Source organism: Rhodococcus sp. NyZ502 (genome assembly GCF_041464245.1).
Lineage (GTDB): Bacteria > Actinomycetota > Actinomycetes > Mycobacteriales > Mycobacteriaceae > Rhodococcus_F > Rhodococcus_F qingshengii.
In genome coordinates this window covers 235,472-248,862 of record NZ_CP167156.1, presented here as the reverse complement: position 1 = coordinate 248,862, position 13,391 = coordinate 235,472, and the positions used below count along the sequence as shown (strand labels likewise).

The following is a 13,391-nucleotide window of genomic DNA, read 5'->3' as shown; positions in this document are numbered from 1 at the left end:
ATGATCGGCACCATCGCCGCGGCGGTAGCGATGTTCGCCGGCACCAACATCGACGACATCGTCGTACTGACCGTCCTGTTCGTCGCCTCCGCCAGTCAAGGACGGCCGCGGGCATGGCAGATCGTTGCCGGCCAGTACCTCGGCCTGATCACCCTCGTCGCGATCAGTGTGGTCGCCGCCCTCGGGTTGGTGATCGTGCCCGAGGACTGGGTTGGACTACTCGGATTACTTCCCCTGTCGCTAGGAATCTGGGGACTGATCCAGGGCTTACGCAGCGACGGAGACGGTGAACCCGTAGTGGTCGCGGCCGGGACGATCAGCGTCGCCGCCATCACCATCGCCAACGGCGCCGACAACATCGCCGTCTACACCCCGGTCTTCCGCACTCTCGGTGCGCCCCAGACCATCGTTACCATCGCCGTGTTCCTGATCTGTGTCGGACTCTGGTGCGCCGCCGGCAGAATGCTCGGCACCCACAAGAAGGTCATCGACACCCTCGAGCGCGTCGAGCACTGGCTCGTGCCCACAGTCTTCATCGGGCTGGGCGTCATCATCCTGCTCGAATCCGGTGTGATCGGCCGCCTGATCGCCGCCGCGGCATGACCGACACTGCTGGCACGGTGGCACCTTGATCCGTCCCGGCTCCTCGCGGTCGCCGGGGCACGCGGATGTCTGCGACTCCGCGCACCGCATCCCGGCCGGAACCGTGCATGGCGCGTCACAACGGTCCGGCCACCGAAGCAAAGGCGAGCGGAAGATCCAGTGCGAATTGGCAGAACGACAAACTCGGACGGCGCCCGAATGATCGTTGGACCAGCGGTGGCCGCCTTCTCGGACGTCGGCACGGGCAGGGGTTGGGCTTCCTGCCCTCTGTCGGAATTATCCGATGGCCGTTTGCTGAAATCGGGGAGATCAGCCCCGTGAACCACTCGCATCGTGCGGCTTGCGCAGCGGCGGCGCATTCGTCAGGCGGGCGATGTGTGGAGGCCGAGCTGCACGGCATGCTCGTAGTCATCGTCGATGAGGACCACTGTGCGGTGTTCGCGGTCGAGAAGTGAAGCGGCGATCGATGCGCGGTAACCGGATGCGCAGTGCACCCACACTTCGGCCGCGGAAACTTCCTCGAGTCGGTGTGGTAGCTCGTGGAGGGGGATGTTCACGGCACCAGGAAGGTGGCTGTCCGCGTACTCGGACTGTTGACGCGCATCGAGGACGCTTATCTCACGTTCGCCGGTGGCCGCCGCGAGTCCGGCGAAGTCGGATACATCGTAGGAGCGGACCTTTCCGTCGCCGACGAGCGAGTGAATCTCACCGACGGCGGATCCGGAGGGACTGTCGATGCCGATCCGAGCCAGCTCGCGGGTCGCCTCGGCGATCTGGTCGGTTGTTTCACCGATCAGCGTCAACGGCACGCCCCACTGATAAAGCCATCCGAGATAGGTGACGAAGCTGGTCGACAGTTCGAACCCGAGAGAGCCATCGACGTGGCCGGCGGCGAAAGCGGTGCGTGCTCGTAGGTCAACGACCCATTGCCCGGCGTCGATGCGGCGACGTAGTTCGTCTGGATCGACGGGCTCGGGCATGGACAGGTCGATCGGGGCCGGCCCTTTGGTGTTGATGACGCCCATATGGGCGTAGTACGCGGGATATGCAGACAGGCCCGCGATCAGCTCGTCGACATAGGTGTGTTCGTCCTGAGTCAGTGCGGGGTTGGACTGCTGCTGTTCACCGATGGTGGATGAGTCCCCGCTGGTCGGAGTTGCGGCACAGAAGCTACCGAACCCATGTGTGGGGTAGACCTCCACCTCAGCGGCCAGTTCGGCCGCGATACGGCGGACCGAATGGTACTGCGCGTGGGTCAGTTCATCAGTGTGCTCGGAGCCGAGCAGGTCAGTGCGCCCGGTGGACCCGTAGAGCATGGAGCCGCCGGTGAAGATTGCGATCGGCTCGCCGCGCCGGTGCAGAACGTAACTGACGTGGTGATGAGTATGCCCTGGGGTGTGCATGACCTCGAACGTCGTCGATCCCGCGTCGACGACATCGCCGTCGACGACTGCTCGGCGCTCGTATTCGACCGGATCGCCGTCCGGGACGACGTATTCGGCACCCGTGGCGCGCGCAAGTTCCAGGCCGCCAGTGACGTAGTCGTTGTGGATGTGAGTTTCCAGCACGTGGGTGATGACAGCGTTCTTTTCTGCTGCCAGCGCCCGGACGCGGTCGATGTCGCGTTGTGGATCGATCACCACGGCGATACCGTCGTGGCTGATCAGATAGCTGCGGTCGCCGAGGCTGGAAGTTTCAATGATGGCGATGTCCGGGTCGGTCGTGCTCATGGGGAGCTCCTACATGTTGTCGGTCGGCCTCGTTCCTGATGTGAAGCGGGCGTTCAGGCCAGCGCCAGGAAGAGCTTTTCCAGTTCTGCTTCGGTCATGGGTTCTTTGTTGTCTGCCGCTTCGCCTGTCATGCACTCTCGGAGACCGGTAGCGACGATCTTGAAGCCAGCTTTGTCGAGGGCCCTGGAAACAGCGGCGAGCTGGGTGACAACGTCTTTGCAATCGCGTCCGTTCTCGATCATGCCGATCACTCCCGAGAGTTGGCCGTGTGCGCGGCGGAGGCGGTTGAGGACCAATGCGATGCTGTCTTCGTCGCCGATCATGGGGTCTCCTTCAGATGCATGATGATGCCAGAAATTGCCAGATTACCCCCGGGGGCATCCAACGGGGTGCACGGTAGATCATCCGAGAACGAGAGTGTCGATGAGGACGTAACCTGCCACGACAAACACCAGGTAGGCGAACCACTGCCGAAGTGAGTCCGTGGCGATGCGTGTACCGAATCGTCCGGCCACCAACGAACCCGCAATGGCTGAACCTGCGAACGCTGCCGTCAAGGGCCAGTTTCCACCTAGGCCGTCGGCCTGAGCGATGAGTCCGGCGGCGGAGTTGGCGACGATGACCACCAAAGAGGTTCCGACGGCGACACTCATCTCGATTCCCAGCAGCAGAACCAATGCGGGGATGATCAAGAAGCCCCCGCCGACGCCGAACAGTCCGGTAAGGACACCGACGCCGAATCCGGTCGGTATGGACCGAGGTGCGCATCGGCGCCAGTTGATCCCGGAATTGCTCGTCCTGCAGGCGGTTCCGGGATTGTCGGGGCTGCGCAGCATGCGTGCCCCCGCGAGGATCATGACGATCGCAAAGCCGATCATCACGGCAGTTTCAGGTAGATGCTTGCCAAGGGCAGTGCCGGCCAGGGTGCCGAGGACTCCGGTGGCGGCGAAGATTGCCGCGAGTCGCCATTCGATGAGCCGCGCCCGCACCTTGGAGATGACCCCGACCGCGGAGGCGACACCGATCACCAACAGCGAAGTCGGTATCGCCTCCGGCAGGGGGAACCCGAGAGCGTACACGAGGATCGGGACAGCGAGGATCGATCCACCGCCTCCGAGGAGACCGAGCAGGATTCCGACGGTGAGGCCGAGCGCCAGCGCCAGGGTCAACGTCATCAACTGCGCACTGCATCCCGACTGCCGAGCGTGTCCAGGGCGGCTTGGAGTTTGGTGGTGGCCTCGGCCGCGACATCTGACAGTGCTGGTTCGCCCGTCACTTGGACCATGAGGTCCGGGTTCATCGCCTCGACGATGACCGATCCGGCGGTGGTGTCGGCACGGACGACGACGTTGCAGGGCAGTAGCAGGCCGATCTCACGCACGATTCCTACGGCGCGGTGTGCAAGCGTGGGATTGCACGCGCCTAGGATCAGATACTTCTCCATGTCTGTGCCAAGTTTGGCTTTCAGGGTGGCCTGCATGTCAATTTCGGTCAGCACACCGAAGCCTTGCTCGGACAGTGCTGCTTTGGTGGCGGTGACCGCCGTCTCGAAGTCGGTGTCGGTCAAGGTGGTCGAGAGTGCGATGGTCATGGTGGAGAATTCCTTCCGTTCGTCGAACTGCGGCAATTGTGTGCCTATCCGCTTCGGGGGTGGCGAAGACTTGGTACGCCCGCTCTGGTGAGAAGCGCACTTGCCGGGCACCAGCCGACCGCGGCGTAGAGGGCGAGGTTCGCGGCGGCGAAGGCGCTGAGCAGCCTCCACCGTGGTGCGTGGAGTTCGCCGAGGGTCAGGCCCGTCGCGGTGACGCCGGCGGCCAGTGCGGGGACGATACGTTCGATCGGCCACCCGGCAGACGTGCTCGAATGCGTGATGTTCGGATCGGTCATGATTCCTCCGTGAGGTGTTGTAATGGTCAGTGCGAGAAGCGGATCGACGGCAACATTCTGCGCAGCCAGCCCGGTGCCCACCATGCAGCGTGACCGCTCAGCCGGAGCAGGACCGGGAGCAGGATCAGCCTGATCAGGAAGGCGTCGAGCAACACCGCGACGCCGAGGATGATGCCCATTTCCTTGGGTGGGAGCGGATCGGAGAGCGCGAAGGTGAAGAACACGGCGACCATGACCGCCGCAGCGGCGAAGATGACGCGTCCGGAGTGCGCGAGGCCGTCGACCTGAGCAGCCTTCGGGTCCCCGGTCTTCTCGTAGTGTTCTTTCGCGGTGGCGAGCAGGAACACGGTGTAGTCCATGGCGATGGCAAAGATCATCGCGAAGAAGAACACCGGCCCCCAGCCGTCGAGGAAACCTTGAGGGGTGAAGCCGAGCAGCGACGATCCGTGTCCGTCTTGGAAGATCAGCTTCGCAACCCCGAACGCTGCGGCGGTCGACAGCAAACTGACGGCGGTGCCGAGGATCGCGATCAGTGGTGCCTGCAGAGCGACGAGCAGCAGGATGAAGCCGAGGGCGAGGATGATCCCGATAACCAACGGTAGGTAGTCGTTCAGGGCTTGCTGCAGGTCGAGGTTCTCCGCTGGCGCGCCGCCGACGAGCGCGGACTCCGGTAGTTGTGCGCGTAGGTCACCGAGGATCGTGCCCATGGCCTCTGCGGAAGGGTCCACGGCAGGAAACGCTTGCAGCAGTGTGTAGTTCGAATCGTCTGTTGATGGTGTGGGCGGGGTGACCATCGAGATCCCGTCGACGCTGCTCGCTGCCGCGGCGGTAGCAGCCGCATCGGAAGACGGGACAACTATCTGCAGCGCGCCGGGTGCCCCGTCACCGAACTGGGCCTGAACCAACTCGTAACCTTGCCGAACGGGCGCATCGTCGGGAACGACAGCGATGGACGGCATTGCCACCTTCAGTCCCAGGACAGGTAAGGCCAGGGCGACGAGGATGCCGACGGAGACCAGCGCGAACGGCCATGGGTACTTGTGAAGCAATTCGCCCCACGCAGCGAACTTCGGGGATCGGTGCTGTTGGCGTTTCGCGTAAGGCAGGGATGCTGCGTTGACCTTGGGGCCGAGTGCGCCCAGCGTGGCCGGAAGAAGTGTCATGGTGGCGATCAGAACGAACGTGACGGCCAGCATGATGCCTACGGCCATGGTGCGCACGGCCGGTGCGGGAACGAGCAGCACTGCCGAGAGGCTGACCAGGACGGTAAGTCCGGACAGGAGCACCGCTTTGCCTGCGGTGTCCATGGTTTCGGCAACGGCTGCTCGTGGATCGGCCGTACGGAGGGCGTCGCGGAAGCGGGCGACGATGAACAAGGCGTAGTCGATGCCGAGAGCGAGGGCGAACATCATCGCGAAATTCATCGCCCATACCGAGATCGGTGTGACCTCGTTGAGCAGCACCAAACCGCCGGCGGAGGCGACGAGTCCGGCCACTGTGAGCAACAGCGGCAGCCCGGCAGCGACGAGGGAGCCGAATGCGAGCACCATGATCGCCAAAGTGACTGGCCAAGAGAATAGTTCAGCCTGAATCATCGCATCGTGGTTGGCTTTGTTGAAGTCGGACCACAACGCGGAGGATCCGGTGGGATAGACCTCGATACCGTCGCCGGAGAGTGCGGTCAGCTCGTCTTTGACATCGTCGACGGCTTTGACCATGTCGTCCGCGTTTGCGTTGGCGCCGGCGATGAGGATGCCGGTGTGGCCGTCGGGGCTGATGGTCATACCAGGCTGTGGGGCGATGACGGCACCGAACCGGGTGTCACCGTCGAACACAGCTGTGACGTCGATGAGTCTCTGCTGCACGGTGGGATCGTCGATCGACGCGGTGTCCGAATGGACCACCACCTGAACCGCGGCCGAGGAGTTCCCGCCGAAATGCTGTTGCGCGAGTTCACGGACCTGGACCGATTCGGATCCGTTGGCTTGCCACCCAGCACCCGCCAGTGACGAAAAAACCGACGGCGCTGCAGATCCGAGCGCGACAAGCGCGATCAGCCAGACACCGAACACCCATCGGCGGCGTGCGACCATCGCGCTTCCCAGGCGTCCGAGTATGCCGGGTGTAGATACGCGATCACGATCGTCACGACCGGTGGCCGTCACGGTGTCGGGCACAGACATAACTTCTCCTAAAATACGGGCTGGGGTATTCAAATGAGCGAGCTAGACCTCGGTAAACCTGACCCAATTGGAAGGTTAGGCCCTTGCACTCGCGACCGGGATTGGCGGCGAAACAGCGATCGCGAGGCGCTGGCGCCGATCGATAGGACCAACGGTCTCAGCAGAGCAGGTGCACTGCCGAGGCCGTGAAACATCCTTCGTGACGTCGTCGACATGTCGATCGCAACCTGCCCACGCGATCTTGTCGCATATCGGGCACGGGACGGGGTAACACATAGACAGTCCTTTCTGACGAGCGTCTACCCACTGTTGCATATACCCAGGGGGGTATGCAAGTACCCCTGGGGGTATACGCTCGGGTAGGCCGTTCGCTCCTCTCGGGCGCCCACCCGAGGGGGTGGGCCGTCCGGGTCGTCGAGTGCCCAGGCGAGGTACCGCTTTCTGGGTAGCCGACGCACACGTCGGCGCATCCGTCGAGACGACTCAGTCCGGGTGCGGCGGCCACGCCATCGGTGAGAGGTCTCGGGAACTCGTGGCGTGGATCGAGCGCGCCGGAACCGTCATCGGGGCAGTCGCCGTACGAGACGAGCTCCGACCGGAAGCACATGAGGTGATCGCCGGGCTACGACGCGGCGGGTACACCGTCGCGATGCTCACCGGCGACAACGAACGCACCGCCCAGGCGCTGGCCGCCGACGTCGGGATCGACGACGTGCACGCCGACCTGCGCCCGGAGGACAAGGCACGGATCGTGGAAACCTTGCGTGCGAACCGCCCGACGGCAATGGTCGGGGACGGTGTCAACGACGCCCCCGCCCTGGCCACCGCCGACTTGGGCATTGCCATGGGCGCGATGGGTTCCGACGTGGCCATCGAGACCGCCGATGTTGCTCTGATGGGCGAAGACCTGCAGCACCTGCCGCCGGCTCTGCATCCGATGAACCGAATGCTCGCACAATTGCGCAGTGTCTACACGAAGCGCATCGCTTGCACGACCGACACAGCGCCGTCGCGTTTCGGCCCGCAAAGAGGACCGCAGCCGGCCGCACCAGCGATGACACCCAGCGTTGGCATCACCTCGAACGCACACATGTCCTCTCCCAGCCCTGTCCATGGCCACACAAACCACCTCGCCATGCTCCCCTGGCCTTACATCAGCGTGACTGCCGCGAAGCCGTCGGGCAGGTTCTTCGCATCATCGTCGTCGCCGCCCCGGGATCCGCACTGGGCCGCTATCCGGAGGGCAACACCGAACGAACTCGTGCCGGTCTTATGACACCGATGCCGATACCTGACGATCTTGCCGAGAAAATGCAGACCTACCAGTCCTGGGTTTCGTTTACCGCGAGCTGTCCTGCACTGCCGCATACTCGAAACCACACGCCGACGGAGGAACACCATGATGCACCTTGAAATTTTGCAAGTCCCGGACTGCCCGAACGTGCAGCTCCTCGAACAACGGATCGAGCACGTTCTCGCGGAGGAGTCCATCGATTGGGAACTGCGCCACGTAATCGTCGACGATCCTCGATCCGCAAGGCTTGCGGGCATGACCGGATCGCCGACGTTGCTCGTCGACGGCCGCGATCCGTTTGCCGAACCGGACCAGGTCCCCAACGTGTCATGCAGGCTCTATCGAGATTCCACGGGCGAGGTCGGTGGCGCTCCTACCGTTGCTGCACTGAGGGGTGCGTTCGGTATGGCTGCGCCCACAGCTGATGTAGAGGGCGATGAGTGAAAGTATCGGCCACCCACCGGTGGTCCCAACAGGGTCGTCTCCAGCAGCAGCCCCGGGGTTCCTCACAAGGGCGAGCTGACTCAACGGTCCTCCGTACTGCGCCTGCTCGAGTCTCGTCCGCCTGATCCCGCAGCTTGTACCGATTCCGAAACTCGAGACCACCACGGATACCGCCGACTCCGCACCTGATCCCGTCACCTGACATCTTCATCCCAATGCCAATCAATGCATGATCGCGCGCCCTCGGCATCACCCAGGAAGGCAGCTTTGAGCGGTCATACGTCCAAAAAAGACAGGTTGTGGCACCGATGCTGGGCATTTTCGTTACTGGAGCTTTCACGCGCACCTAACCGGAGGGAACCCTTCACCGGGTGCGCATTGCACGCCGTTTTTCATCTACGACCATCACTTCTTCATTGATCCGGCGGCGCAATGACCGGAACGCGATCGCAGAGATGGCGAATCCGAGCAGCACCGCCCCGAACAGTGCTAACACACCGGGGATTTCGAGTTCGAGTATGGCGTTGATTCCCATGATGATCACTGCGAGGCCGGCGATCAGGGCGAGTCGAACCGCGGTGTAGTACATCACCAGACGCACGAGCTTTGACCGTGCTACACGGTTGATCCGCGCCACGCGCGTCTGCGGTGCTTGATGGGCACCCAGTGCCGCAATTTCTGGGCTGACTGGTGGATTGATACGGCCCTTCGGAGCGGACTGGCGTTTCACGATGCTCGATTCTCGGGTTCGGATCCCGCCTCTGGTTGGCGGGGGCGACAGAACGAACCATATGTCTACTATGCACAATAGTAGTTCAGTGTTGTCCCGGTTCACCGCACCACGCTTGGAGGAAGTGCATGCAGGCACAGTCTCCGCGAACGAGGTCACCAGGTACATCAGGCCGAGGCACCCTCGTCGTTCTCGGTGCAGCCATCGCCTTCCTGACGCTTCAGAGCCCAGAGGATGAATACGATTGTCATCCCAGAAAACCTCCGGGGCACCGGACGACTGCTTTCCCACAACAATCTGCACCGAGCCCTGCTCAACCGAGCTGTCGGGCAGCCGCGTGGCAGGCAAATGAGAGGGAAGACGTGATTGCTCAACCGGCATGAAGATGCCGGCGGCGCACGCTCCGACCGGGGACCCACGGAGCCTTTGAGTTGACCCACTCCAGTTCGTCGGCACGTACGTCATCCCATCGTCGACACTTACCATCAACGTTCTCAATCGACCGATCTTATTCACATTCTCCTGTATTCAGTATTTTCTGTATCATTGCGGCAATGGATACCCTGCTGCATCGTGACGCATTGTCGAGGTTCGGCTACGCACTCTCGGACTCGACCCGAACCCAGGTGCTGCTCAGCCTGCGGGAGACCCCCGGCTATCCGTCCGACCTTGCCGACCAGATCGGGGTATCCCGCCAAATCCTCTCGAACCACCTCGCTTGCCTGCGCGGATGTGGGCTCGTTGTCGCCGTCCCTGAGGGCCGCCGAACCCGTTACGAACTGGCCGATCCCCGGATCGGGGACACCCTCAGCCAATTGATGGACCTCGTCCTCGCCGTCGACCCCACCCTGTGCCCGAAATCGGATGACGAAAGCTGCTGCTGACCGTGACGCGAAAAGGGAGAACCCTCATGTCGACACCGACCACCGCAGTTCGCGCACTGTACGAGCGTGAAATGTCCTCCGCGCACATCGCTTCCGACGACGCGAGTCGGTGGAGTCACCTCGAACGCGCCCATATCCTCTCGCAACCACATCCGTGGCTGCATACCCGTAACCACCTCTCGATGCTCAACCTCGCGCTGCGGCAACACGATCGCCCCGAGGCGTTCGGTCAGGTTCTGCGGATCGTGGTCGCCGCGCCCGGATCGCTGAGTGGGCGGTATCCGGTCGGTAACACCGGCCGCACTGCTGCCGGGCTGATGACACCGATGCCGATCCCTGCGGATCTGCAGAAAGTGCTGGCCCGCAGCCACTCCGACGACATCGGCACTACAACCGAACCGGAGAACACTCATGGCTGACGCCTGCTGCGGCCCGGACCCCACCCCACCCGCCGCCACCAAAGTGCACGAGAATGGGCAACGACTCTGGCAAGTCCGCGACCTGCAGATAGCCGCCGTCGCAGCGCTCCTACTGGCGATCTCCTGGCTGATCGGACACACCGTCGCCGCCACGGCCGGCACAGCCGTAGCGCTCGTCGCCGCGGTGATCGCCGCATCGACCTTCGTGCCGAACACCCTGCGGAATCTGCGCCACGGCCGCATCGGCGTCGGAACCCTGATGACGATCGCGGCCATCGGCGCGATCGCACTCGGACAGATCACCGAAGCTGCGATGCTCGGAATCCTGTTCTCCATCGCCGAAGGCCTCGAACACTATGCCGTGACCAAAACCCGCCGCGGCCTGCGAGCACTCCTCGCCTTGGTGCCCCCGACCGTCTCCGTTCTGCGCGGCGGCCGCGAAACCGTGATCGCACCGGACGAATTGACCGTCGGCGACCGCATGCTCGTGCGCCCCGGTGAACGCGCCGCCACCGACGGCACCATCGCCGCCGGCACCACCAGCCTGGACCTGTCCGCGATCACCGGCGAATCAGTGCCCGTCGAAGCCGGACCGGGCGATCAACTCCATGCCGGGGCGATCAACGGCGGCGGAGCCATCGAAGTCGACGTCACTGCCCGCGCCTCCGACAGCTCGCTGGCTCGGATCGTGCACATCGTCGAAGAAGCCCAGGACCGCAAGGGATCCGGCCAACGCCTCGCCGACCGCATCGCCCGCCCCCTGGTGCCGGCGATCATGGTCCTCGCTGCGCTGGTCGCGGGAATCGGCGCACTCCTCGGTGATCCGATGATGTGGATCGAACGCGCGCTGGTGGTACTCGTCGCTGCATCGCCCTGCGCACTCGCGATCTCCGTGCCGCTGTCGGTGGTGGCGGCGATCGGTGCCGCAAGCCGAAACGGCGCCCTCGTCAAAGGCGGAGCTGCACTCGAAGAACTCGGCCGCATCACGGTGGTCGCCCTCGACAAGACCGGCACCCTCACCGCCGGAGCGCCCGAAGTCATCGACGTCGTCACCACCCCTGGAACCACCCGTGAACAAGCACTTTCGGCCGCAGCTGCCCTCGAATCGCGCAGCGAACACCCCCTCGCCCGAGCGATCCTCGCCGCCACCGAGACCATCGAACCGGCCGACGATGTCACCGCCGTCGCCGGACACGGATTGCACGGCACACACCACGGCGTAGTACTGCGGCTGGGAAAACCGGTCTGGGTCGAACCCGGTTCCCTCGCAACCGATGTCGACCGCCTACAGCGAGAGGGCGCCACCGTCGTCCTGGTCGAAGCCGACGGCGCGGTAATCGCGGCGATCGCCGTGCGAGACCAACTGCGGCCCGAAGCACCCGAAGCGATCCGCCAACTCGCCGCACTCGGCATCGACACGGCCATGCTCACCGGTGACAATCACCGCACTGCACAGGCATTGGCCGTGCAAGCCGGAATCAGCACCGTCCACGCAGAACTGCTCCCCGAAGCCAAAGCTCGTCTCCTCCCCGACATCGCGCGCGGCCGCCACATTGCCATGGTCGGCGACGGAGTCAACGATGCCCCCGCGCTGGCCACCGCGAATGTCGGAATAGCCATGGGCGCAATGGGCACCGATGTCGCCATCGAAACCGCCGACATCGCACTCATGGGTGAAGACCTCAGACATCTGCCGCAGGTCCTAGCTCACGCCCGTCATGCCCGAGCCGTCATGTTGCAGAACATCGGACTCTCACTGGCCATCATCGGCGTCCTCATCCCCCTGGCCGCCACGGGCGTCCTGGGGCTGGCCACCGTCGTGTTCGTCCACGAATTCGCCGAAGTCCTCGTCATCGCCAATGCGATTCGCGCGGCCCGCACCACGCCCCTACCCGGCCAACCCGAGCTTCCTCGCACAACAGGTCAGTTGAACGTGAGTATTGCGCCGCCACGTCACGATCTCGATGACCCCTGCTGCACACCTCCACCCCAGACATTGAACAAACGCGAAAAGACAACCCCCACCACCTTGATGCTGACCACGGCGAAGCCCTCGACAACCGGCCGTGAATCCGACGGCGGCTGCTCTTGCTGTGAAACCGCTGCCCCGAGCCCCCAGGGACTCACCACCGCAGAAGGTGACTCAGCTCATGAAGGGATTTGACAAGGCCAGCGGAAATCACCTCTCAGCGGACTCAACTTTGCAATCCTCGATACTCGCACCAAGCGCTGCTTCGAGTCGCTGATCGCACATGACGGATCGGTTGCCGAAACGACCTTCGATTGCTGTTCAGAAAATCAGGAATGCGTGGAAGTCCGGCGTTCGAGAAGGACGGTGTCGCGCCAGATGCCGTCGAGTTGGGCGATCTTTTCCCGGATTCCTATGGTGCGAAAACCTGCCGAATGGTGCAAGGAGACGGAGGCACGGTTTTCGGGGAAGATCGATGTCTGCAGAGTCCAGAGACCATCGGCGTCGGCTGCCATGACTTGCTTGCGTAGCAACGCTTTTCCGACACCTCGCCCGCGCATCCCGTCGGCGACGTAGACGGAGTTTTCGGCGACTCCGCGGTAGCAGTCCCGCCCGGACACCGGACTCAGGGCAGCCCAGCCGACGACGACGTCGTCGATGGTGGCGACCCAGCGGTGATTCGGTAGCCACTGCGCATCGAGGTACTCCCGGCTGGGGACTTCGGTGGTGAAGGTGGCGTTGCGCGTGGCGATGCCTTCGCCGTAGATCCGCAGAACGGCGTCCCAGTCGTCATCGGACATGGACCGGACGGCGACATCGTCGGGAAGATCGCTCGGGCAGCACGGCCGCGGCGCGAGAACTCCCATCACGATGTCGGCGGCCTGCGGCAACGCGACGCAGCACGTCGGATTCATCGCGACAACGGTGCTGGTCCCCTCTTTGCGCAGGCTGACGAATCCCACGTCGGCGAGCTTGCGTACATGGTGGGAGACCGTGGGCTGCCCGATCCCCAGGGCTTCGGCGAGAGCCCCGATCGTGATCCCGCCAGCAGCGCTCGCGACGCGGTGCAGCAGCCGGACCCGCATCGGTTCGGCCAGGCACGCGAACCACTGTGCGTAGGTGTCGGCGTCAGCTTGCTCGAGCACGTTCGAGTCGACCGCACCTTGGTCCGAATCGCCGACGCGCACCGTCGGGGTCTGCAGCGATGTCATGCACACACTATATCGACCTTCGTCGATGGTTGCATTC

At 63.7% G+C, this 13,391-nt stretch carries 14 protein-coding genes and 1 pseudogene; 7 read left to right on the top strand and 8 right to left on the bottom strand.

The window, feature by feature from the left end; all coding sequences use genetic code 11:
* The gene (locus ACBG85_RS30200; RefSeq protein ID WP_003944587.1) at positions 1-603 is read left to right on the top strand and encodes a cadmium resistance transporter; all 603 of its coding nucleotides are present in this window, start codon (positions 1-3) and stop codon (positions 601-603) included.
* 362 nt (positions 604-965) lie between these two features.
* Here ACBG85_RS30200 and ACBG85_RS30195 read toward each other — a convergent pair whose 3' ends face one another.
* The 6 genes from ACBG85_RS30195 to ACBG85_RS30170 form a co-directional block, all read right to left on the bottom strand.
* Positions 966-2,333: a rhodanese-like domain-containing protein gene (locus tag ACBG85_RS30195; protein ID WP_003944677.1), complete on the bottom strand. Its 1,368-nt coding sequence runs from the start codon at positions 2,331-2,333 to the stop codon at positions 966-968.
* Between the two features lie 53 nt (positions 2,334-2,386).
* Positions 2,387-2,656: a metal-sensitive transcriptional regulator gene (locus ACBG85_RS30190; RefSeq protein ID WP_003944639.1), complete on the bottom strand. Its 270-nt coding sequence runs from the start codon at positions 2,654-2,656 to the stop codon at positions 2,387-2,389.
* 78 nt (positions 2,657-2,734) lie between these two features.
* Positions 2,735-3,508: a sulfite exporter TauE/SafE family protein gene (locus ACBG85_RS30185; RefSeq protein WP_003944622.1), complete on the bottom strand. Its 774-nt coding sequence runs from the start codon at positions 3,506-3,508 to the stop codon at positions 2,735-2,737.
* Entirely contained in the window at positions 3,508-3,924 is a 417-nt protein-coding gene (locus ACBG85_RS30180; RefSeq protein WP_011133463.1) for a DUF302 domain-containing protein, read from the bottom strand. Before ACBG85_RS30180 ends, ACBG85_RS30185 begins: the two co-directional genes overlap by 1 nt.
* Before the next feature lie 44 nt (positions 3,925-3,968).
* A complete protein-coding gene (locus tag ACBG85_RS30175; RefSeq protein WP_003944652.1) occupies positions 3,969-4,220 on the bottom strand; it encodes a YgaP-like transmembrane domain in 252 nt (83 codons plus the stop codon).
* 26 nt (positions 4,221-4,246) lie between these two features.
* Positions 4,247-6,403 (bottom strand): MMPL family transporter, encoded by a 2,157-nt coding sequence (locus ACBG85_RS30170; protein WP_030538075.1) that lies wholly within the window; start codon positions 6,401-6,403, stop codon positions 4,247-4,249.
* A 544-nt stretch (positions 6,404-6,947) separates the two neighbouring features.
* On the opposite strand from ACBG85_RS30170, the pseudogene ACBG85_RS30165 reads away from it, so the two are divergent.
* The 3 genes and pseudogenes from ACBG85_RS30165 to ACBG85_RS30155 form a co-directional block, all read left to right on the top strand.
* Positions 6,948-7,334 (top strand): annotated as a pseudogene (locus ACBG85_RS30165) (HAD-IC family P-type ATPase); the annotation flags it as partial.
* Between the two features lie 56 nt (positions 7,335-7,390).
* Entirely contained in the window at positions 7,391-7,816 is a 426-nt protein-coding gene (locus tag ACBG85_RS30160; RefSeq protein WP_087503898.1) for a DUF3703 domain-containing protein, read from the top strand.
* A complete protein-coding gene (locus tag ACBG85_RS30155; RefSeq protein WP_003944633.1) occupies positions 7,803-8,141 on the top strand; it encodes a hypothetical protein in 339 nt (112 codons plus the stop codon). The genes ACBG85_RS30160 and ACBG85_RS30155 overlap by 14 nt, the downstream gene beginning before the upstream one ends.
* Positions 8,142-8,505: 364 nt before the next feature.
* Here the strand turns inward: ACBG85_RS30155 and ACBG85_RS30150 are convergent, their stop codons facing one another.
* Positions 8,506-8,871 carry a DUF4229 domain-containing protein gene (locus ACBG85_RS30150; RefSeq protein WP_019747393.1) on the bottom strand — a complete coding sequence of 122 codons (366 nt, stop codon included), beginning with the start codon at positions 8,869-8,871 and terminating at the stop codon, positions 8,506-8,508.
* Between the two features lie 554 nt (positions 8,872-9,425).
* Here ACBG85_RS30150 and ACBG85_RS30145 point away from each other — a divergent pair.
* The 3 genes from ACBG85_RS30145 to ACBG85_RS30135 are packed head-to-tail and all read left to right on the top strand — an operon-like array spanning position 9,426 to position 12,338.
* Positions 9,426-9,755, top strand: coding sequence for a helix-turn-helix transcriptional regulator (locus ACBG85_RS30145; protein ID WP_054186557.1), 330 nt, complete (start codon positions 9,426-9,428; stop codon positions 9,753-9,755).
* Between the two features lie 26 nt (positions 9,756-9,781).
* Positions 9,782-10,174 (top strand): DUF3703 domain-containing protein, encoded by a 393-nt coding sequence (locus tag ACBG85_RS30140; protein ID WP_054186556.1) that lies wholly within the window; start codon positions 9,782-9,784, stop codon positions 10,172-10,174.
* Entirely contained in the window at positions 10,167-12,338 is a 2,172-nt protein-coding gene (locus ACBG85_RS30135) for a cation-translocating P-type ATPase (protein WP_054186555.1), read from the top strand. Before ACBG85_RS30140 ends, ACBG85_RS30135 begins: the two co-directional genes overlap by 8 nt.
* 134 nt (positions 12,339-12,472) lie before the next feature.
* Here the strand turns inward: ACBG85_RS30135 and ACBG85_RS30130 are convergent, their stop codons facing one another.
* On the bottom strand, positions 12,473-13,354 hold the full coding sequence (locus ACBG85_RS30130) for a metalloregulator ArsR/SmtB family transcription factor (protein WP_054186559.1): 882 nt from the start codon (positions 13,352-13,354) through the stop codon (positions 12,473-12,475).
* Positions 13,355-13,391 lie beyond the last annotated feature (37 nt).